General features: G+C 72.7%; 16 protein-coding genes. 2 read left to right on the top strand and 14 right to left on the bottom strand.

Annotated elements, in window-relative coordinates:
• Positions 1-93: 93 nt before the first annotated feature.
• Complete coding sequence (locus tag J5X07_RS06900; protein WP_208479114.1) at positions 94-1,209, top strand: DUF559 domain-containing protein; 1,116 nt, start codon at positions 94-96, stop codon at positions 1,207-1,209.
• A gap of 177 nt (positions 1,210-1,386) precedes the next feature.
• Here J5X07_RS06900 and J5X07_RS06895 read toward each other — a convergent pair whose 3' ends face one another.
• The 13 genes from J5X07_RS06895 to J5X07_RS06835 all read right to left on the bottom strand — a co-directional run bounded on the left by J5X07_RS06895 (position 1,387) and on the right by J5X07_RS06835 (position 16,526).
• Complete coding sequence (locus J5X07_RS06895; protein WP_124933457.1) at positions 1,387-3,207, bottom strand: DEAD/DEAH box helicase; 1,821 nt, start codon at positions 3,205-3,207, stop codon at positions 1,387-1,389.
• Entirely contained in the window at positions 3,204-3,563 is a 360-nt protein-coding gene (locus tag J5X07_RS06890) for a DUF3039 domain-containing protein (RefSeq protein ID WP_124933458.1), read from the bottom strand. The genes J5X07_RS06895 and J5X07_RS06890 overlap by 4 nt, the downstream gene beginning before the upstream one ends.
• 137 nt (positions 3,564-3,700) lie before the next feature.
• Positions 3,701-4,438, bottom strand: a complete 738-nt coding sequence (nagB, locus tag J5X07_RS06885; RefSeq protein ID WP_124933459.1) for a glucosamine-6-phosphate deaminase — start codon at positions 4,436-4,438, stop codon at positions 3,701-3,703.
• 131 nt (positions 4,439-4,569) lie between these two features.
• The gene (locus J5X07_RS06880) at positions 4,570-6,375 is read right to left on the bottom strand and encodes a transporter (RefSeq protein WP_208479112.1); all 1,806 of its coding nucleotides are present in this window, start codon (positions 6,373-6,375) and stop codon (positions 4,570-4,572) included.
• A complete protein-coding gene (locus J5X07_RS06875) occupies positions 6,351-7,145 on the bottom strand; it encodes an ABC transporter ATP-binding protein (RefSeq protein WP_124933461.1) in 795 nt (264 codons plus the stop codon). The genes J5X07_RS06880 and J5X07_RS06875 overlap by 25 nt, the downstream gene beginning before the upstream one ends.
• A 132-nt stretch (positions 7,146-7,277) precedes the next feature.
• Positions 7,278-7,559, bottom strand: a complete 282-nt coding sequence (locus J5X07_RS06870; RefSeq protein ID WP_124933462.1) for an HU family DNA-binding protein — start codon at positions 7,557-7,559, stop codon at positions 7,278-7,280.
• A 228-nt stretch (positions 7,560-7,787) separates the two neighbouring features.
• Positions 7,788-8,552 carry an N-acetylmannosamine-6-phosphate 2-epimerase gene (locus J5X07_RS06865; RefSeq protein WP_208479111.1) on the bottom strand — a complete coding sequence of 255 codons (765 nt, stop codon included), beginning with the start codon at positions 8,550-8,552 and terminating at the stop codon, positions 7,788-7,790.
• A gap of 65 nt (positions 8,553-8,617) precedes the next feature.
• Positions 8,618-9,646 carry an ROK family protein gene (locus J5X07_RS06860; RefSeq protein ID WP_208479109.1) on the bottom strand — a complete coding sequence of 343 codons (1,029 nt, stop codon included), beginning with the start codon at positions 9,644-9,646 and terminating at the stop codon, positions 8,618-8,620.
• An 84-nt stretch (positions 9,647-9,730) separates the two neighbouring features.
• Positions 9,731-10,651: a dihydrodipicolinate synthase family protein gene (locus tag J5X07_RS06855; RefSeq protein ID WP_124933465.1), complete on the bottom strand. Its 921-nt coding sequence runs from the start codon at positions 10,649-10,651 to the stop codon at positions 9,731-9,733.
• 104 nt (positions 10,652-10,755) lie between these two features.
• On the bottom strand, positions 10,756-11,574 hold the full coding sequence (locus J5X07_RS06850; RefSeq protein ID WP_124933466.1) for an ATP-binding cassette domain-containing protein: 819 nt from the start codon (positions 11,572-11,574) through the stop codon (positions 10,756-10,758).
• Positions 11,574-13,739 carry a dipeptide/oligopeptide/nickel ABC transporter permease/ATP-binding protein gene (locus tag J5X07_RS06845; RefSeq protein WP_124933467.1) on the bottom strand — a complete coding sequence of 722 codons (2,166 nt, stop codon included), beginning with the start codon at positions 13,737-13,739 and terminating at the stop codon, positions 11,574-11,576. Before J5X07_RS06845 ends, J5X07_RS06850 begins: the two co-directional genes overlap by 1 nt.
• Positions 13,739-14,704, bottom strand: a complete 966-nt coding sequence (locus J5X07_RS06840; RefSeq protein WP_124933468.1) for an ABC transporter permease — start codon at positions 14,702-14,704, stop codon at positions 13,739-13,741. Before J5X07_RS06840 ends, J5X07_RS06845 begins: the two co-directional genes overlap by 1 nt.
• A gap of 190 nt (positions 14,705-14,894) precedes the next feature.
• On the bottom strand, positions 14,895-16,526 hold the full coding sequence (locus tag J5X07_RS06835) for an ABC transporter substrate-binding protein (protein WP_124933469.1): 1,632 nt from the start codon (positions 16,524-16,526) through the stop codon (positions 14,895-14,897).
• 242 nt (positions 16,527-16,768) lie between these two features.
• Here J5X07_RS06835 and J5X07_RS06830 point away from each other — a divergent pair, with 242 nt between their 5' ends.
• Positions 16,769-17,533 (top strand): FadR/GntR family transcriptional regulator, encoded by a 765-nt coding sequence (locus J5X07_RS06830; RefSeq protein WP_424924097.1) that lies wholly within the window; start codon positions 16,769-16,771, stop codon positions 17,531-17,533.
• A gap of 130 nt (positions 17,534-17,663) precedes the next feature.
• On the opposite strand, the gene J5X07_RS06825 is transcribed toward J5X07_RS06830, so the two are convergent.
• Positions 17,664-18,491, bottom strand: a complete 828-nt coding sequence (locus J5X07_RS06825) for a carbohydrate ABC transporter permease (RefSeq protein ID WP_424924096.1) — start codon at positions 18,489-18,491, stop codon at positions 17,664-17,666.
• Between the last annotated feature and the right edge of the window lie 12 nt (positions 18,492-18,503).

Raw genomic sequence — 18,503 nt, 5'->3', positions numbered from 1 at the left:
GCCGTGCACCACAGGCGGTGGTCCGCATCCGGCTGTCCACAGGGCCGCGGCTCCCCCGCGCGTCCAGGGCCCTCCCAGTCCCATGCTCGGGGCATGGCATCCCCCCAGCACCTCTCCATCGACCCCGGCCTGCAGCCCCGCCTGCTCATCAGCGCCCATCATGCCTGTCTCCTGCCCGCCCTCAGCCCCCGGGCCATCCGCCTGGCTCGAGGCGTCTTCTGGGAGCCCGCCCCGCAGGCCGAGCGCTGGCAGCATCGGCGCACGCTGTCCCTGGCGCGGGCCCGGGCCGCCCATATGACCCGCCGCTCCCCCGCCCTCCTGTCGCATGCCTCGGCCGCCCTGCATCTGGGCCTGCCCATGTACTCCCAGGAGCCCGACGTCTACCTGGCGGTGGGACCGCCGCAGAAGGCGGCCCGCGCGCAGCTGCCGGTCATCCGGGTTCCTCAGCGGGGCGATCCCTACCCCAGTGACCGGGTCGGCCTGGACCGCCGCATCCTGCTGTGGAAGCGCCGCCTGGAGATCAGTCCTGATGAGATCATCATCGTGGGCGGCCTGCCCATGACCCATGCGCTGCGCACGGCCTTCGACTGCGCTTTCGATGAGCCGGCACACAATGCCCTGGCCATCGCCGATTCAGCGCTGCGGCTGGTCTGCGCCCCCCAGCGCGACCGCCCCGATGCCTGCGCCCCCGCCCTGGAGCGGGCCCGCGCCCAGTGGGATGCGCTCCTGGCCCGCCACCCCGGGCGGCGGGGCGTGGCCCAGGCCCGGGCCGTCCTGTCCTGGGCCACGCCCTGGGCGGACTCGCCCCTGGAGAGCGTCGTGCGCTGGCTGGTGCTCGCCGTGGGGATGGAGCCCCCGCGCCTCCAGCACCGTCTTGACACGCGCATGGGCAGTGCGTGGACCGACCTGTGCTGGCCGCAGTACCAGCTGATCATCGAGGTCGATGGCCGGATGAAGTACGACTCCCGGGAGCGGATCTGGAGGGACAAGCGCCGGCAGGATGCCATCGCGGAGCTGGGCTGGTCGGTGATCCGCATCGTCGCCCAGGATCTGGGGGACCTGGGCGGCCTGGCCGCGCGCATCCTGGCCCGCCTTCCCCTCCAGGCCGTCAGCGCCCTCGCACCCAGGCGGGCGCTGCTGTGGCCGGGCACCGGCCTGGAGGATGGCCTGGCCAGTGGCTCGGCCCTGGCCCGGCCCCGACTGCGGTAGCCCGGCGTCGGCTGCGGCCTCGGTCCGGCCGGCCTGCTTCCGCGCTTCTCCCCTTCAAGACGCGGATTGCCCAGGCTAGAGGGGGCGAATCCGCGTCTTGAGGAGGAGACCCGCGTCTTGAAGGGCGAAACCGCACAGGGCGGGGCGCTGGGTGGGCGGACCGCACCGCCCGGGGGCTCAGCGCTTGCCGACGAACCAGCGGCGCAGGGTCTGGATGCGCTTCTCGATCTCCTCGGTGGAGGCCGCGGCCACCTCCGGTCCGCCGCACACCCGTCGCAGCTCGGTGTGGACCACGCCGTGGGGCTGGTTCGAGCGCCGCGCCCAGGCCGAGACCAGCTGGGAGAGCTCCTTGCGGGCCGCAGCCCGACGGCGGGCGTCATCGACACCCGCATTGGCGCGCCGGCGCTGGGCCGCGGCGGCCTCCTTCCTCTGGGCCCGGATCTGGTTGTCCTGGCGCTGGCGCAGCAGGGCCGTGACCTGCTCGGGCTCCAGCAGGCCGGGCAGCCCCAGGTACTCCTGCTCCTCCACCGAGCCCACCATGGCCCCGGTGCCGAACTCCCCGCCGTCGAAGAGCACGCGGTCGAACTCGGCCTGGCTGCCCATGGCCTCGAAGCCGGGCAGGAGCTCGGCCGAGGCCGCCTCCTCCTTGTTGGCCTGGGCCAGGAGCCGGTCCTCGGGGCTGAACAGGGCGTCCTCATCGGCCCCCGCCGCGGGTTTGGCCAGCACGTGGTCGCGGGCCACCTCCATCTCGCCGGCCAGCCCCAGCAGCGGGGTGACCGAGGGCAGGAACACCGAGGCGGTCTCCCCGCGGGCCCGCGAGCGCACGAAGCGCCCCACCGCCTGGGCGAAGAACAGGGGGGTGGAGGTGGAGGTGGCATAGACCCCCACGGCCAGGCGGGGGACGTCCACGCCCTCGGAGACCATGCGCACCGCCACCATCCAGCGCTCGGTGGAGGCCGAGAAGGCCTCGATGCGGCTGGAGGCGCCATTGTCATCGGAGAGCACCACGGTGGGGCTGGTCCCGGTGATGGCCCGCAGCTGCTTGGCGTAGGCGCGGGCGGAGGCCTGGTTGGAGGCGATGACCAGGGCGCCGGCGTCGGGGACCTGGCGGCGCACCTCGCTCAGGCGCTGGTCGGCGGCGGCCAGGACGGCGGGGATCCACTCCCCCGCCGGGTCCAGGGCGGTGCGCCAGGCCTGGGACTCCATGTCCTTGGTCAGGGGCTCGCCCAGGCGCGCGGCGACCTCGTCGCCGGCCTTGGTGCGCCAGCGCATCTGGCCCGAGTAGGACATGAACATCACCGGGCGCACGACGCCGTCGCGCAGGGCGTCGGCGTAGCCGTAGGAGTAGTCGGCCTCGGAGCGCGGCACTCCCGCGGCATCGGGCCGGTAGCGCACGAAGGGGATGGGCGCCACGTCGGAGCGGAAGGGGGTGCCGGTCAGGGCCAGGCGGCGCCGGGCCGGGGTGAAGGCCTCCCGGATGGCGTCGCCCCAGCTCAGGGCGTCGCCGGCATGGTGGATCTCATCGAGGATCACCAGGGTGCGGGAGCGGTCGGTGCGGGCCCGGTGAAGGTTGGGGTTGGCGGCCACCTGCGCGTAGGTCAGGGCCACACCGTCGAAGCGCGAGCCCAGTGCGCCCTGGGAGTTGGCGTAGGCCGGGTCGATGCGGATGCCCACGCGCGCGGCGGCCTCGGCCCACTGGTACTTCAGGTGCTCGGTGGGGCACACGACGGTGAGCTTGTGCACCTCCCCGGCGCTGAGCAGCTCGGTGGCCACGCGCAGGGCGAAGGTGGTCTTGCCCGCCCCGGGGGTGGCCACGGCCAGGAAGTCCTGGGGCATGGCCTCCAGGTACTGGCGCAGCGCGGCGGCCTGCCAGGCGCGCAGTGAGCCGGCCGTCCCCCAGGCGGCACGGCGGGGGTAGGCGGGGGGAAGGCTCTCAGCGGCCGACGTCGAGGCGCGCGTCGGGGTGTGGAGGGACTGGCCGCCGGCGGCCGGGCTCACTGACCGCCTCGGCCGAAGGGCAGGCGGGGGAAGCGCGGGCCCCTGCCGCCCTGGCCGCCGTCGTTCATCTGCTCGTAGATGGACTTGCAGGTCGGGCACACCGGGTAGTTCGACGGGTCGCGCCCCGGGGTCCACACCTTGCCGCACAGGGCGACGACGGGGCGCCCGGTGGCGGCGGCCGCGGCGATCTTGTCCTTGCGCACGTAGTGGGCGAAGCGGTCGGCGTCACCGTCGTCGGTGGACTGGAGCTCCTCGCGCTCCAGGACCGCCGTGCCCACGCTCTGAGAGGGCTCGGCAGCGGGGTCGGACGGGGAGCCGGGGCTCCCGGGGTCGGTGCTGGCGCGGAACTCGCTCATGGCCCCAGTGTAGGCCGCCGGGCCGGGTGCCCGGGGCGCGGCCCCGCCCCGGCGCCTGTGGGGAGGCTCTCCCCCGCCCGGCGCAGCGCCCGGGCCGGGCGGCACGCGGCCGGCCGGCTTCACTGGGGTCACCGGTCTCACGGCTTCGTCAGCAGGCTGGCGGCCTCGGGGTCGATGAGGACCAGGGCGTCGTCGTGGCCCTGCATGACGGTGGCGGGCCACTGGGCGCTGACCGGGCCCTCGACGAGCTGGGCGATGGCCGGCGCCTTGCCCCGTCCGGTGGCGATGAGCACGAGCCTGCGGGCCTCCATGATGGTGGCCAGCCCCTGGGTGATGCAGTGGGTGGGGACGGCCTCGATGTCGCCGCCGAAGAAGCGGGCGTTGTCGCGACGGGTCTGCTCGGTCAGGACATCGATATGGGTGCGCGAGTCCAGGGGGCCGCCGGGCTCGTTGAAGCCGATGTGCCCATCGGAGCCGATGCCCAGGATCTGCAGGTCGCAGTAGCCGGAGGCCGCCATCTGCTCCTCGTAGTCGCGGCAGGCGGCCTCCAGGTCCTGGGCCAGGGCGTCGGGCCCGTGCAGGGAGCCGGGGCGCATGTCCACGCGCGAGCGCAGGTGGGTCTCCATGAAGGTGGCGTAGCGCTCGGGGTGCCCGGCCGGCAGTCCCACGTACTCATCGAGCATGAAGCCCTCGACCCGGGCGAAGGAGATCCGGCCGGCCCGGCAGCGGCGGGCGAGCTCGTCGTAGAGGGGCAGGGGGCTGGAGCCGGTGGCTGTCCCCAGGACGGCGTCGGGCTTGGAGGCCAGCAGAGCCTCGATCTCATCGGCTGCGCGCTGGGCGATGTCCTCGGCGGTCTCCAGGATGACGACCTTCATTGCTGCGTCCTCTCTGACACGTGGGGATGACCTGGGCCTGCCCGCTCGGGCGGCGGCACAACTCTACTCCCCAGGGCCCTGGCCCGGCGGCTCTGCCCGGCGGTTGCCGGCCTCGGGGCATGGTGGGCGGCTCAGGCGGTCTGGCTGTGGCCGGGCCAGGACTGGATGGTGGCCAGGAGCTCGGGGCCGCGCCGATCCAGCAGCCGCCCCGCCCGGCTGATGGACAGGGCCAGGGCGCCCGCGCCCCAGGCCGCGCCCACCGGGATGAGCAGCCAGCCCCAGGAGGTGCGGCCGGTGACCACGGCCGCGACGGCCGGCGCGCCCACGGGCGCTGCGGCCAGGAGGATGACGAGGATCCCGAGCGCCTGCAGCAGGGCGGCGACCAGGGCCGTGCCCGAGGTGCGCGAGCTCAGCGGGGAGGCCCCGGGGGGCACGACCTCGTAGGGCAGGAGCACGCTGGTCAGCAGCGACCAGGCCAGGGCACAGCCGTGCAGGGCCAGGCTGCCGCCGATGAGGGCCGGGGCGGCATCCCAGCGCCCCGTCCACAGGCTGATCCCCGCCACGCCGATGGCGGCCACGGGCGCCTGCCAGACCAGGGCGGCCAGCGCCCTGCCCGCCAGGTCCTGGCGGCCGGGCACCCCGGCGCTCATGTGGCTCCACACGGCGGTGGAGTCATAGCCGATGTCGTTGTGGATGGACCACCCCATCATGAGCACCAGGACGGGGACGATCAGCAGCATGGCGGTGGGCGCCTGGCCCAGCGCCATGCTGGTCCGCACCTCCTGGCCGTTGACGGAGACCCGGGCGGCGCCGAGCACGGGCATGGCCACCAGCAGGACCGGGAGCATGAGGACCGGGATCGCCTGGACCAGGTAGCGGGGGTCGGAGCGCCAGTAGCGCAGGCACCTGGCAGCGGTGGCCGCGCAGGCCGCGGGCAGGGCGGGCAGGAGGCGGGTGAGCCCGGCCGCCCAGGGCAGGACCTCGGGGATCGCGTCAGTCGGGGCCGTCGGGGCCGTCGGGGCACCGCCTCCCGCCCCTGCTGCGGCCCTCCCGGCCGCGGGGGCCTGGGAGCCGTGGGACCGGGAGCGCCAGCGGTGCCCGCTGGCGTAGGACTGCGAGGCTCCGGCCGAGGGCCCCGCGCTGGTCATCACGCGGGTCACCAGGAGCCGCCAGGGCCTCAGGAGCGCCAGCGGGAGGATCCAGGCGCCCAGGGCCGCGGCGGGCCCCGCCCAGGCGGGCCCGGTCACCAGGAGCCCCGGCGCGGAGAAGGACCACCCCAGGGGGCTCAGGCCCAGGGCGGTGGCGGCCGTGCGCAGCCCCGCCAGGGCCTGGGCGCCCTGGGCCTCCAGGATCCGGGGGACCAGGGAGGGGATGAGGGCGGCGACCATGATGAGGATCGAGGCGATGACCGCAGTGGTCTCGCGCCCGCGCCGCGAGGCCCAGACTCCCGCCCGGATGACGACCAGGCGCGAGAGCAGCACGCAGGTGGCCAGGCCGGCGGGCGCGCACAGGAGGGCCAGGCCGGCGGCCGCCGGCTCACCGGCCGCCAGCCAGACGACGGCGGGCAGCAGGAGCGCCACCGCGGTGAGGACCCCGGGGATGCCGCAGGCGGCTGCGGCCAGCAGCCCCCGGGCCAGGGCGGGTGAGGGGGCGGTCCAGGCGGCGATGGCGCGCGGGTCGAGGGTGGAGTCCACGCCGGTCAGGAACAGGGGCACCACCGCCCAGCCCGCCACGATGAGCGCGCCCAGGCCGCCCAGGACCGCCGCCGTGTCCGCCGGGGCGGCCAGGCCGCCCAGTGCCACGGCCCCGATCCCGGCCCCGAGCAGGAGACCCGCGCCGTGGAGCAGGCCGATGATGGTGCCCACAACCGCCCAGGGGTTCTTGCGCAGGGCCCCCAGGGTCAGGCGCCATCTCAGCGCGATGAGGGTCGCAGCCATGACAGTCCCTCCGTGCGCGCCGGGGCGCCCACGATCTGGGCGAAGCGGTCCTCCAGGCCCTGGGCGCCGGCCACCTCATCAGTGGTGCCGGCGGCCACGACGCCTCCCTGGTGGATGATGGCCACGTGATCGCACAGCCGCTCGACGGTGGCCATGACGTGGCTGGACATGACCACGGTGCCGCCCGCGGCGGCGAAGTCCTTGAGGATGGCCTGGATGCTCCTGGCCGAGATCGGGTCCACGGCCTCGAAGGGCTCGTCCAGGACGAGGATCGAGGGCGAGTGGACCATGGCGCAGGCCAGGTGCACCTTCTTGCGCATGCCCGCGGAGTAGTCGGCCACGAGGGTGGTCCCGGCCTCCCACAGCCCCAGGACCCTGATGAGCTCGGTGGCGCGCGGCACGACGACGTCGCGGTCCATGCCCCGCAGCAGGCCCGAGTAGGTGACCAGCTCCAGGCCGTTGAGGCGGTCGAAGGTGCGCAGGCCGTCGGGCAGCACCCCCAGGTGGGCCTTGGCCCCCATGGGGTCGGCCCAGACGTCGATGCCGTGGACCAGGGCGCGGCCGGCGTCGGGGCGCAGCAGCCCGGTGGCCATGGACAGGGCCGTGGTCTTGCCCGCGCCGTTGGGGCCCACGATGCCGTAGAAGCTGGATGCCGGGACGCTCAGGCTCATGCGGTCGACCGCGACCTTGCGGCCGAAGGCCTTGACCAGGGCCTCCAGGCGCAGGGCGGGGGCCGGCGGCGCTGCGCCGGCCGGGGGGATGTCGATCATGCCCCGACCCTAGGCGCCCGGGCCGGCGGCCCGGCTCCTCCCCGAGAAGGGTCCTCATGCGCCCGGAGGGCGCCGGGCCTCGTGGCCTGGCGCCCTCCGGGCAGGTCCTCAACGGGTGCTCGTGCCCCGCGATCAGCCGGCGACGGCCTTCTTCAGGGAGGAGCCGACGGTGACCTTGACGCCGTAGCCGGCGGGAATCTGGATCTCCTCACCAGTGCGGGGGTTGCGGCCGGTGCGCGCGGCTCGCTCAACGCGCTCAATGCCCATGAGGCCGGTGATCTTGACGGCCTCGCCCTTGGCGACGTTCTCGACCAGAACGTCCTGGAAGGCGCCCAGGAAGGCATCGGCATCGGTCTTGGTCAGGCCGGCCTTCTCGGCGATTGCGGCAATGAGCTCGGTGCGGTTGACAGACATGTCTTCCCTCTCGGTCGCGGTTGGGCACCCTTTTGTGGTGCCGCTTCCTGCAACGCTACGCATAGAACCTGGGATTTGTCAGGTACGAAGCCGGTGTTGCGCCGCATGATGCGTAACAATTGACACATCTGGGCAACTCCCGTCACACCTGTCACATGAAGCGCGAACCGCGGAACGACGGCGTTTACCGCCTCCCGCGCCCCGGGCCGCGCATGACGGCGCCGCGGGCTAGACCCCGGCCACCGCCTGGACGAACCAGGAGGTGATGGTCGTGGGATGGGTGATCGCCGTGCCCACGACGACGGCCCAGGCCCCGTGCTCCATGGCCGCGGCCGCCTGGGCCGGGGTGTGGACGCGGCCCTCGACGATGAGCGGGCGCTGGCAGGCCGCGGCGACCTGGTCGACCAGCTCCAGGTCCGGGCCCCGGGTGGCCGGGCGCTCCCCGGTGTACCCGGCCAGGGTGGTGCCCAGCAGATCGGCCCCGGCGTCCTGGGCGCACCTGGCGTCCTCCAGGGAGCCGCAGTCGGCCATGACGAGGACGTGGGGGAAGGCCTCGCGCAGGCCCTCGATGGTGCGGGCCAGGCTCAGGCCGTCGGGGCGCTCGCGGCGCGTGCCGTCCAGCGCCACGATCTGGCACCCGGTGGCGGCCACGGCCACGGCGTGCCTGAGGGTGGGGGTGATGAAGACGCCCTCGTGCCCGTCCTTCCACAGGCCGATGACCGGGACCTCCACATGCTGGTTGATGAGCTCGAGGTCGGCCAGGCCCTGGGCGCGGATGGCCACCGCTCCCCCGCGCACGCAGGCCCGGGCCACTTGGTCCATGGTGCGCGGGTCGCGCATGGGCTCGCCCGGGTAGGCCTGGGCCGAGGCGATGAGCCCGCCGCGGATGGCCTCCAGGACCGGATGGGAGGAGCCTGCGGCCCGGCCCTCCCGGGAGTGCGCGGCCGGGGGCCGGGTGCGGGGGGATGGTGGGCTGGTCGTCTCGGTGGTCATGTCGGAGCTCATCGTCCTTCCTCGTCCTTCCTTGTTCTTCCCTGCCCCTGCCTTCGGGGCCCTCCTCAGCGCGCCTGCGCGGGCCCTCCGTCCTGGGCGATGCCCGCGAGTCTGAGGGCCCCGCGGGCGGCGCCGATGATGGGGGCGCTGGTGCCCAGGACGGCGGGCACGATCCGCAGATCCGCCAGGGGGCCGATGACCTCGCCGGCGAAGGCCCGGCGCAGGGGGCCCCACCACAGCTGCCCGGAGCGGGCCAGGCCCCCCGAGATGATGATGAGGTCGGGGTCCACCAGGGTCGCCGCTCCCGCCAGGGCCCGGCCCAGGGCGGTGGCCGAGTCCTGGTAGACGCGCCGGGCCAGGGCGTCGCCGGCGTCGGCGCGCTCCTCGACCTCCCTGGCGTCCCGGGCCTGGCGGTCGCCTCCCAGAGCCAGGTAGCGGCGGTGGATCTGGGGGCCGGCGGCCACGGCCTCCAGGTGCCCGGGCCGCCCGCAGGTGCAGCGCTCGCCCGCCGCCTCGGCCACCGGGATGTGCCCGATCTCGCCGGCCACGTGGTGGGCGCCGCGGCGGGCACTGCCGCTCAGGACCAGGGCCCCGCCCACCCCGGTGCCCACGGCGGCCACCAGGACGCAGGGCAGTCCCCGGCCGGCGCCCATCCAGGCCTCCCCGGCGGCGTAGGCGTCGACGTCGTTCTCCACGTGGATGGGCAGGGCGCCGAGCTCGGGCTCCAGCAGGGCGGCCACGCCAGCGGCGACCTCGGTGCCCGCCCAGCCGGTGATGGCGTCGGTGGAGGACACGATCCGCCCCGCCTCGACGTCGACCACTCCGGCGGTGCCGATGCCCACGCCCGCCACTGCCGCGACCGGGCCGCCGTCCGCGGAGCCGCGGACGGTGTCGCGCACCAGGGAGGCGATGGCCTCCAGCATGGCCCCGGGCCCCTCATGGGCGGGGGTGGGCCGGGTGCGGGTGCGGCCGACCTGCTCCCCCGCCGCGCTGACCAGGCTCGCGGCCATCTTCGTCCCGCCCAGGTCCAGGCCCACGACGAGGCCGCGCTCCTGCCCGCGGGGGCGCTCAGGGGCCGGGGCGGCGGTGGTCATGGCATGTCCTCGCATTCGGGCGGTCGGGGCTGGGGCTGCGGTGGGGGCCGGCAGGGCCGGGCCCGCGGGGCGGGCGCGCAGGCCCTAGATGAGGCCCTGGGCGGTGGCGATGGCCAGGATGCCGTCCTTGACCCGCCCGTCCAGGGCGCGCACGGGGAAGGCCATCCGGTTGCTGGCGATGGTGCCCTGCGCCTCCATGACGGTCTTGAAGGCGCCGATGCCGGTGGCGTCGGCCGAGCGGCCCCGGGGCACGAAGACGATCTCGAAGCCGGCGCAGATCTCGTCCTGGATCTGGCGCGCCCGGGCCCAGTCGCCCTCCCGGGAGGCCTGCCACAGGAGCGCGTAGCGGTGGGGGTCGACATTGCCGTAGCCGGGCACGACGCCGTCGGCGCCCAGCAGGAGCATCCCGTCGACGACGCACTCGTGGCCGGTGAGCAGGGCCAGGGGGTGCCCGGCGGCCTCATTGGCCGCCACCAGGCGGCGGAAGCCGACGTCGTCGCCCGAGGAGTCCTTGACCCCGGCCAGGACGCCCTGGCGGCCCAGCTCGACCAGCATGTCGCACTCCAGCTTGACCCCGCCCAGGCGCACCGGGACGTCGTAGGCGAACAGGGGGGCCTCGACCGCTGCTGCGATGGCCCGGAAGTGCTCGGCGATCTCCTGGGCGTCGTTCTTGGCGTAGAAGGGGCAGGTGGCCACCACCGCCTCGGCGCCCAGGCCCACGGCGCGGCGGGCCTGCTCGATGACCCGCTGGGAGGTGGTGTCGATGGCTCCGGCCAGCACCGGGACGCGCCCGGCCGCCGCGGCCACGGTGCGCTCGATGACGGCGTCGCGCTGGGCGTCGGTGAGGTAGGCGACCTCGCCTGAGGAGCCCAGGGCGAACAGGGCGTGGACGCCTGCGGTGATGAGGCGGTCGACCACGGCCTCCAGGCTGTCCAGGTCCAGGCCGCCCTCGGCGGTGAAGGGGGTGATGACCGGCGGGATGACGCCGGTGAATCGGGTGTCCATAGTGAGGTGCTGTCCTTCGATGAAGAGGGGTGTGGCAGGGGAGGGCGGCGGCGTGCCGGGGCGCGGCGCCGCAAGTGTCGGGGCAGCGGCTGCGGCTGGCGGTCTCAGGCGTCCAGGAGCGAGGGGACCGCTGCGAGCAGGGTCCTGGTGTACTCCTGGCGGGGGCTGGTGAAGATCTCCTCGGTGCTGGCCGTCTCCAGGATCTGCCCGAGGTACATCACGGCGATCCGGTCCGAGACGTAGCGCACCGTGTTGATGTCGTGGCTGATGAAGACCAGCCCCAGCCCCAGGGTGGCCTTGAGGTCCTGCAGGAGGTTGAGGACCTGGGCGCGAACCGAGACGTCCAGGGCGCTGGTGGGCTCGTCGGCCACGATGATGTCGGGGTCCAGGGCCAGGGCCCGGGCGATGGCCACGCGCTGGCGCTGGCCCCCGGAGATCTGGCGCGGCAGGACGTTGAGGGCGGAGTCGGGCAGGCCCACCAGGTGGAGCAGGTCGCGCACCCGGGCCTCCCGCTCCCGGGGGGAGCCGATGCCGTGGACGTTGAGGGGGTCGATGAGCGTGTCGTGCACGACCATCCGCGGGTTGAGGGCGGTGGCGGGGTCCTGGAAGACCACCGAGACGCTGCGCCCCAGCTCGCGGCGGGCGGCCGCCGAGCGGCCCAGGGGCCGGCCCTTGAAGATGATCTCGCCGCTGGTGGCCTCCTGGAGGCCCACCATGACGCGGGCGGTGGTGGACTTCCCGCAGCCGGACTCGCCGACCAGCCCGAGGGTCTCGCCGCGGCGCACCGAGAGGCTGACGTCGTTGACGGCGTGGACGGTGTCGGGCTTGAAGAGCTTGCCGGTGCGCGACTTGTGGATGACGTGGACTCCGCGCAGCTCAACGACGGGGTCCTGGGGGCTCCAGGTGGAGGCGGTCGGGGGCATCAGTGACTCTCCTTGGCAAGCAGGGCCTCGAGCTCGGGGGTGATGGCGTAGCGGTGCTCGGGGGCACCGGCCACCTCCTTGAGCACCGGACGGGTCTCCAGGCCGACCCCGGGGTGGGAGGAGCGCGGGGCGAAGCGGTCGCCCTTGACGAACTCGCTGGGCGAGGGCACCACGCCGCGCACCTGGTGAAGGCGCTGGGAGCCGGACTCGATGGACAGCACGGCGCCCAGCAGGCCCCGGGTGTACTCGTGGACGGGGTTGGACAGCAGCTCGCCGGTGGGGGCCTGCTCGACCACCTGGCCGGCGTACATGACGGTGACGCGGTGGGCGAGCTTGGCCACCAGGGCCAGGTCGTGGGAGACGAAGACCATGGCGAAGCCCAGCTTCTCGCGCAGGTCGTTGAGCAGGTCGACCACCTGCTTCTGGACGGTGACGTCCAGTGCCGTGGTGGGCTCGTCGGCCAGGACCAGGGCGGGGTCGCGGGTCAGGGCCATGGCGATGAGGACGCGCTGGCGCTGCCCCCCGGACAGCTCGTGGGGATAGCTGCGCAGGGTGCGCACGGGGTCCAGGCCCACCAGGTCCAAGAGCTCCTCGGCGCTGCGGGTGCCGCCGCGCCTGGTCAGCTGCTTCATCTGGGAGCGGATGAGCATGGAGGGGTTGAGGGAGGACAGGGCGTCCTGGTAGATCATGCTCATCTCGTGCCCGCGCAGGGCGTTGTGCTCGGCGGGGGTCATCTCCAGCAGGTTCCGTCCCTGGAAGAGGATCTCCCCGCTCAGTCGCGCGCTGGGCGGCAGCAGGCCCATGACGGCCATGGAGGTGATGGACTTGCCGCACCCCGACTCCCCCACCAGGCCCATGGTCTCGCCGGGGCGCACGGAGAAGGACACCGAGTCGACGATGTCGACCTCGCCGTGCTGCTGGGGGAAGGCGATGGACAGGTTCTTGACCTCCAGGACGGGCTCGGCCCCGGTATCGCGGTGGACCAGGCGGTCGGTGCGCCCGCGCTCGGCCGCGCGCAGGCAGGCCAGGCGCTGCTCGAGGGGGACCTCCTCGGCGGCGGGGGCCACGAGCCCGGTCAGGGAGCTGACCTGGTCCGGCGTCGTTGTGCTCGACGGGGTCGTGGCGTTGTCCCGCACGGCCTGGGCGGCCTCCTCCCAGGCCTGCTGGACCTCGCGCATGCCCTCGCCGGACTGGTCCATGGCCTCCTCGTCGGCCTGGACGTCGGCCTTGACCCTGACCCGGGGCGAGGCCATGGCGTCGGTCAGGCCCTCGGAGAGGATGTTGAGGCACAGCGTGGTGATGAGGATCATCAGGCCGGGGAAGAAGGTGGGCCACCAGTGCCCCGACAGCAGCAGGGCCTTGCCCTCGGAGAGCATGTTGCCCCAGGTGGGGGTGTTGACCGACTGGATACCAGCGCCGATGAAGGACAGCGAGGCCTCGAAGACGATGGCGTCTGCCACCAGGACGGTGGCGAAGACCATGATGGGCGCCAGGCAGTTGCGGGCCACGTGCTTGCCCAGGATCCAGGGCACGGCGGCGCCCATGACCTTGGAGGCCGCCACGTAGTCCTCCCCGAACTGGGACAGGATATTGGCCCGCACCACGCGGGTGAGCTGGGGGATGTAGAGCACGGCGATCGACATGACGATGACCGGCAGGATCGGCAGGCGGGTGGACATGGCCGAGACCAGCACGGCCGCCAGGGCGATGCCCGGGAAGGACATGACGACGTCGAGCAGGCGCATGAGCGCCTCGGCGATCCACTTGCGCGAGGTCGCCGCCACGGCGCCCAGGACGCAGGCGATGATGAGGGCCAGCCCGGTGGCGGCCAGGCCCACCACCAGGGAGACGCGGGCGCCGTAGACGATGCGCGAGAAGATGTCGCGGCCGGTGGCGTCAGTGCCGAAGGGGTGGGAGGCGCTCGGTGCGGTGGCGGGATCGGAGGAGGTGACCTCGCCGACGCCCTCGATGTAGGTGGTCGTCTCGGTCTGGGCCAGTCCGGTGGCGCCGGGGCTGTAGGGCGCCACCACGGGGGCCAGGACGGCGGCCAGTGCGATGAGTCCCAGGATGACCACGGCGATCTTGGAGCCCAGCGGCAGGGCCTTCCAGCCCTGGAAGCGCATTCCGGGCCGGGATGCCCTCTCCAGTGTGCGGCGGTGCAGCATCAGATGCTCCTGATTCGTGGGTTGACGAGGACGTAGAGCAGGTCGACGACGATATTGATGACGATGAAGGCCAGGGCCACGGTGATCGAGACGCCCTGGACGATATTGACGTCGTTGCGCGTGATGCCCTGGAAGATGAGCTCGCCCATGCCCTGGATGTTGAAGATCCGCTCGATGACCACGGCGCCGCCCATGGCGTAGCCGATGCGCAGGCCCAGGACGGTCAGCGGCGTGATGAGGGCGTTGCGCAGCACGTTGCGCCCCACGACGACGTGCTTGGGAATGCCGCCGCCGATGGCGGTGCGCACGTAGTCGCGGTCGAGCTCCTCGACCATGGCGGTGCGCACGACGCGGGTCAGGGAGCCGGTGCTGGGCACCGCGATGGCCAGGGCCGGCAGGAAGACCTGGTGGGCATAGCCCGCGGGGTCATCGGAGAAATGCACCCAGGTGGTCACCACCGAGGGGAAGGAGCCCGACCCGCCGGGGACGTCGCCCAGCCACTGGATGAGCAGGAGTGCCAGCCAGAAGGAGGGGGTGGCCAGGCAGGCGATGGAGATCACCCGGATGACCTGGTCGGGCCAGCGGTCGCGGTGGAGGGCGGCCACCACGCCCAGGATGGTGGCCAGGAGGACCGCGCTGAGGATGCCGATGAAGGTCAGCTGGATGGTGATGGGGAAGGCCGAGGCCACCAGGTCGGAGATCCTGACCCCGGTGAAGGAGGTGCCGAGGTCCCCGTGGGCCAGCCCCACGAGGTAGTTCCAGTACCGCTGCAGGAGCGGGTCGTTGAGGTGGTGCGCGGCGCGGTACTGCTCCAGGGCGTCGGCCGAGGCGGACTCCCCCAGCGCCAGGCGCGCGGGGTCGGCCGAGGAGAAGGACATGACGACGAAGACGAGCAGCGTCACGCCCAGCACCATGACCGGCAGTGCCACAAGGCGCCTGCCGATCAGGCGGAGGAGGTTGGACACCGGGATGCTCCTTTGCGTGAGTGTCCGCCGCCGGGGCCGGCGGCTGGCGGGAGGGTTGGGGGCCGAGGGCCCGGAGGGCGGCGGGCCGCGCACCGGCGGGACGGCCCAGCGGGCGGCGTCGGGGGATCCGGCCGGGGGCCGGTGACGGCGCCGCCCGCTGGCGGGCCCGGACCGGGGCGCGGGCGCGCCCTCAGGACGCGGTCGAGCCGGTGCCGACGAAGGACAGGCCGGTGAGCTTGATCGGCTTGAAGTTCTGCAGGGTCTCGGAGTTGTATGCCGTGGGGCTCTTGCGGTGGAAGATCGGGTAGAGCGGGACCTCGGTGGCCAGGGTCTCGAAGATCTCCTGCCACTTGGCGATCTGGGCATCCCCCTCGAGCTTGACGGCCTCATCCAGGGCGCTCTGGACCGCGGTGTAGCCCTCCGCGCCCTTCCAGTGCATGCGGGTCTCGGTCCACAGGTCGGCGCCGTACCACCAGCGCATGAGCAGGTCCGCGTCGTTGCCGAAGACCGAGGGGTCGCCGGGGGCGATGAGGACGTCCCAGTCGCCCTCGCCGGAGTCGATGAAGGAGTAGGCCTCGGAGGACTTCTTCTCGGTGTAGGCCACCGTGATGCCCAGTGCCTCCAGGTTCTCGCGGATGATGGGGCGCACCGAGCTGAACCAGCCGTGGTCGGTGCACAGCAGGTTGAGGGAGGTGATGCCGGCCTCGGACAGCAGCGACTTGGCCTTCTCGGCGTTGAGGCTGTAGACCGTGGAGACCTTCTTGTAGGCCGGGTGCCCCTCCTGGACGAAGCAGGTGGCGGGCGTGGCCAGGCCGGCCATGCCGGTCTCGCAGATCTTGGCGTAGTCCAGGGCGTGCATGACCGCCTGACGCGCCTTGACGTCGGACATCCGGGTGTGGTTGAACATGGCGAACAGCAGGCCGAAGCCCTGTTCGGCGGCCACGGTCACCGGGGCCTTCATGGTGGACAGGTTGGCGGCCGGGACGGCGTCGATGGCCTGGACGGCGCTGGAGGTGATCGCGTTGGTGCGCGTGGTGTCATCGGGCAGGATCTGCCAGGTCATGGACTTGGCCAGGGCCGGGCGGGGGCCGTTGTACTTGTCATTGCGCTCGAAGACGACCTTCTGGGTGGCCGCGCCGTTGTCGGTCATCGTGTAGGGGCCGGTGCCCACGGGCATGAGGTCGAAGGCCTTGGCATCGGCCTCGACCTTGGCCTTGGGGACGATCTTGACCACCGAGAGGCGCTCGGCGACCAGGGAGAAGGCGTGCTTGAGCTTGATGGTGACGGTCGTGCCGTCCTTGGCCTCGACCTTGTCCAGGAAGGTGAGGAACTGGGAGTAGAGGGACTTGTTGGCGGGGTCCAGGACCCGCTCGAAGGAGAAGACGACGTCCTCGGTGGTCACGGCGGTGCCGTCGGAGAACATCGCGCCCTCGCGCAGGGCGACCTCGTAGGTGGTGTCGTCGACCATCGCGGGCAGCTCGGCGCCCAGGGCGGCGTAGACCTCGCGAGTGGCGGGGTGGAGCTCGGTCAGGCCCTCGAGCGTGTGCCAGTTGGCGGCGACGGTCAGCGCCGCGGAGGTGGTCATCGGGTCATAGCCGTTGGTGCCCAGCTCGTAGGAGATGCCCGCGGTGATGACGCCGTCCTTGCTCGTCACCTCCTGCTCGGTGGGGGCGCTTGAGGCACCGCCGCTCCTGCTCGCGGAGGGCCCCTGGCCGCCGCCGCACGCGGCCAGGCCCGCCACCAGGCCGGCGGCCGCGCCGAGGGTGCCGGTCAGCCTCAAGAAGTCCCGGCGGCTGGAACCGGCCGGAGTGTTGATCGCCATCGATTCTCTCCTAAAGTCGGACGTCTGTTGTCTGACGTTGGTAGGATGACTGTAGCAGACGCCGGACCGCCCGGCCAAAGCGGCCGCCAACCGTTACCAAGTGCTGACCCAAGCCCAGCGCGACGGGGGCGGATCGGTGACAATGATCGCGGCGGTCTCACCGGTCCCGGCGGTCCCGAACCGGCCTCGCCGGGCGACAGGCAGACGATCACGCAGAGCGAGCAGTGAAGGCAGTGAAGTCAGTGAAGTCAGTGAAGGCGGACAAGGCAGCACGCACGACCAGCGACAGGAAGGCTCCCCGGGGCGCCTACGCCTCCCTGACCCGCAGACCGCGGACCCAGGCCGCCACGGCCATCAGCTCGATCAAGGAGTACATCCTCACCGAGGGCCTCCGGCCCGGCGACCCCCTGCCCACCGAGTCCCAGCTGTGCACGGACCTGGAGGTCTCCCGCTCCTCGGTGCGCGAGGCGGTGCGGACCCTGGTGGCCCTGGACATCGTCGAGGTGCGCCACGGCCACGGGACCTTCGTCTCCGAGGCCTCCATGCGCCCCATGGTCGAGTCCCTGGTCTTCCGGGGCCTGCTCCACTCCGGGGAGGGGTACCGCGGGCTGCGCGATGTCGTCGAGGTGCGCGCCACCCTCGATCGGGCGCTGGCCCCCCGGGTGGTCGAGGCCTGGACGGACCGGGAGGACCCCGAGCTGGACGCCATCGTCGATGAGATGGAGGCCCTGGCCCTCAGGGGCAGCCTGTTCACCGAGCCGGACCAGGCCTTCCACACCCGGCTGCTCGGAGCCCTGCCCAACCACCTCTTCCAGTACCTGACCGAGGCCTTCTGGACGGTGCACGCCCTGACGGTGCCGCTGCTGGGCGCCCCGACACCCGACGACATCATCACCACCGCCCGCGCCCACCGCACCATGCTCGCCGCCGCGCGCGCCGGGGACATCGAGGCCTACCAGCAGGCCACCGCCGATCACTACGCCCCGCTGCTGGCCGCCCTGTCCTGAGCCGGCGGCCCCGGGCCCGGTGCACGCCGCGTGCGGCGGCGAGCACCTGCCCCGAGGGCCGCCGCACGACGACGGTGCCGCCCCCACCGGCATGGTGGGGGCGGCACCGCGCAGGGCACCCGCACCGGGCCTACTTGACCGATCCCTCCGACAGCCCCGCGGCGATGTACCGCTGGATGGCCATGAAGAAGATGACCGACGGGACGATGACGATCACGGAGGCCGCCATCATCGCGCCCCAGTCCAGGACCTCGGAGCCCTGCAGGGAGTACAGGCCCACGGCCACGGGCATCTTGTCCGACTCGGTGATGAACAGCAGGGCGTAGAGGAACTCGTTGAAGGTGTTGATGAAGGTGTACACCGCGGTGGCCACGATCCCCGGCAGGATGATCGGCACGGAGATCTGCCAGAACACGCGGAACCGGCTCGCGCCATCGACCGCCGCTGCCTCCTCGATCCCCACGGGGACCGTCTGGAAGAAGCCGATGAGCATCCATATGGCATAGGGGATCGAGAAGGAGAGGTAGGCGATCACCAGCCCGGCGTAGCTGTTCATCAGCCCCAGCTTGACCATGGTGACGGTATAGGGGATCGCCAGGAGGATCGGCGGGAACATATAGGTCCCGATGAGGATCTTCGTCAGCTGACGACCGACCCTGGGGAAGAACCTGACGACCCCGTAGGCGCCCAGCAGGGAGATGAGCACCGTGATGAGCGTGGAGGCTCCCGCCAGCATGAGCGAGTTGCGCAGATTGCCCAGGAAGCCGATCTCACCGATCACCTTGCGGTAGTGCTCGAGCGTGGGCTCCAGGGAGAAGAGCTGCAAGGGGCTGCGCGCCAGCTCCTGAGAGGTCTTGAAGGAGGACAGGACCACCCACAGCAGGGGGAAGACGGCGATCGCGGCCGCGATGATGAGGAATGCGTAGGTGCCGACCAGGCCCCACTTGCTCTGTCCCACATGACGCATGAT

Origin of the sequence: Actinomyces bowdenii (genome assembly GCF_017592395.1) — a bacterium.
Classification (GTDB): domain Bacteria; phylum Actinomycetota; class Actinomycetes; order Actinomycetales; family Actinomycetaceae; genus Actinomyces; species Actinomyces bowdenii.
This window is presented reverse-complemented; position numbering and strand designations above follow the sequence as displayed.

Bases quoted from the DNA above. Each gene is read 5' to 3' on its own strand.
- J5X07_RS06900 (WP_208479114.1), top strand. From the start codon at position 94: ATGGCATCCCCCCAGCACCTCTCCATCGACCCCGGCCTGCAGCCCCGC.
- J5X07_RS06890 (WP_124933458.1), bottom strand. From the start codon at position 3,563: ATGAGCGAGTTCCGCGCCAGCACCGACCCCGGGAGCCCCGGCTCCCCG.
- nagB (WP_124933459.1), bottom strand. From the start codon at position 4,438: ATGAAGGTCGTCATCCTGGAGACCGCCGAGGACATCGCCCAGCGCGCA.
- J5X07_RS06880 (WP_208479112.1), bottom strand. From the start codon at position 6,375: ATGGCTGCGACCCTCATCGCGCTGAGATGGCGCCTGACCCTGGGGGCC.
- J5X07_RS06875 (WP_124933461.1), bottom strand. From the start codon at position 7,145: ATGATCGACATCCCCCCGGCCGGCGCAGCGCCGCCGGCCCCCGCCCTG.
- J5X07_RS06870 (WP_124933462.1), bottom strand. From the start codon at position 7,559: ATGTCTGTCAACCGCACCGAGCTCATTGCCGCAATCGCCGAGAAGGCC.
- J5X07_RS06865 (WP_208479111.1), bottom strand. From the start codon at position 8,552: ATGACCACCGAGACGACCAGCCCACCATCCCCCCGCACCCGGCCCCCG.
- J5X07_RS06860 (WP_208479109.1), bottom strand. From the start codon at position 9,646: ATGACCACCGCCGCCCCGGCCCCTGAGCGCCCCCGCGGGCAGGAGCGC.
- J5X07_RS06855 (WP_124933465.1), bottom strand. From the start codon at position 10,651: ATGGACACCCGATTCACCGGCGTCATCCCGCCGGTCATCACCCCCTTC.
- J5X07_RS06850 (WP_124933466.1), bottom strand. From the start codon at position 11,574: ATGCCCCCGACCGCCTCCACCTGGAGCCCCCAGGACCCCGTCGTTGAG.
- J5X07_RS06845 (WP_124933467.1), bottom strand. From the start codon at position 13,739: ATGCTGCACCGCCGCACACTGGAGAGGGCATCCCGGCCCGGAATGCGC.
- J5X07_RS06835 (WP_124933469.1), bottom strand. From the start codon at position 16,526: ATGGCGATCAACACTCCGGCCGGTTCCAGCCGCCGGGACTTCTTGAGG.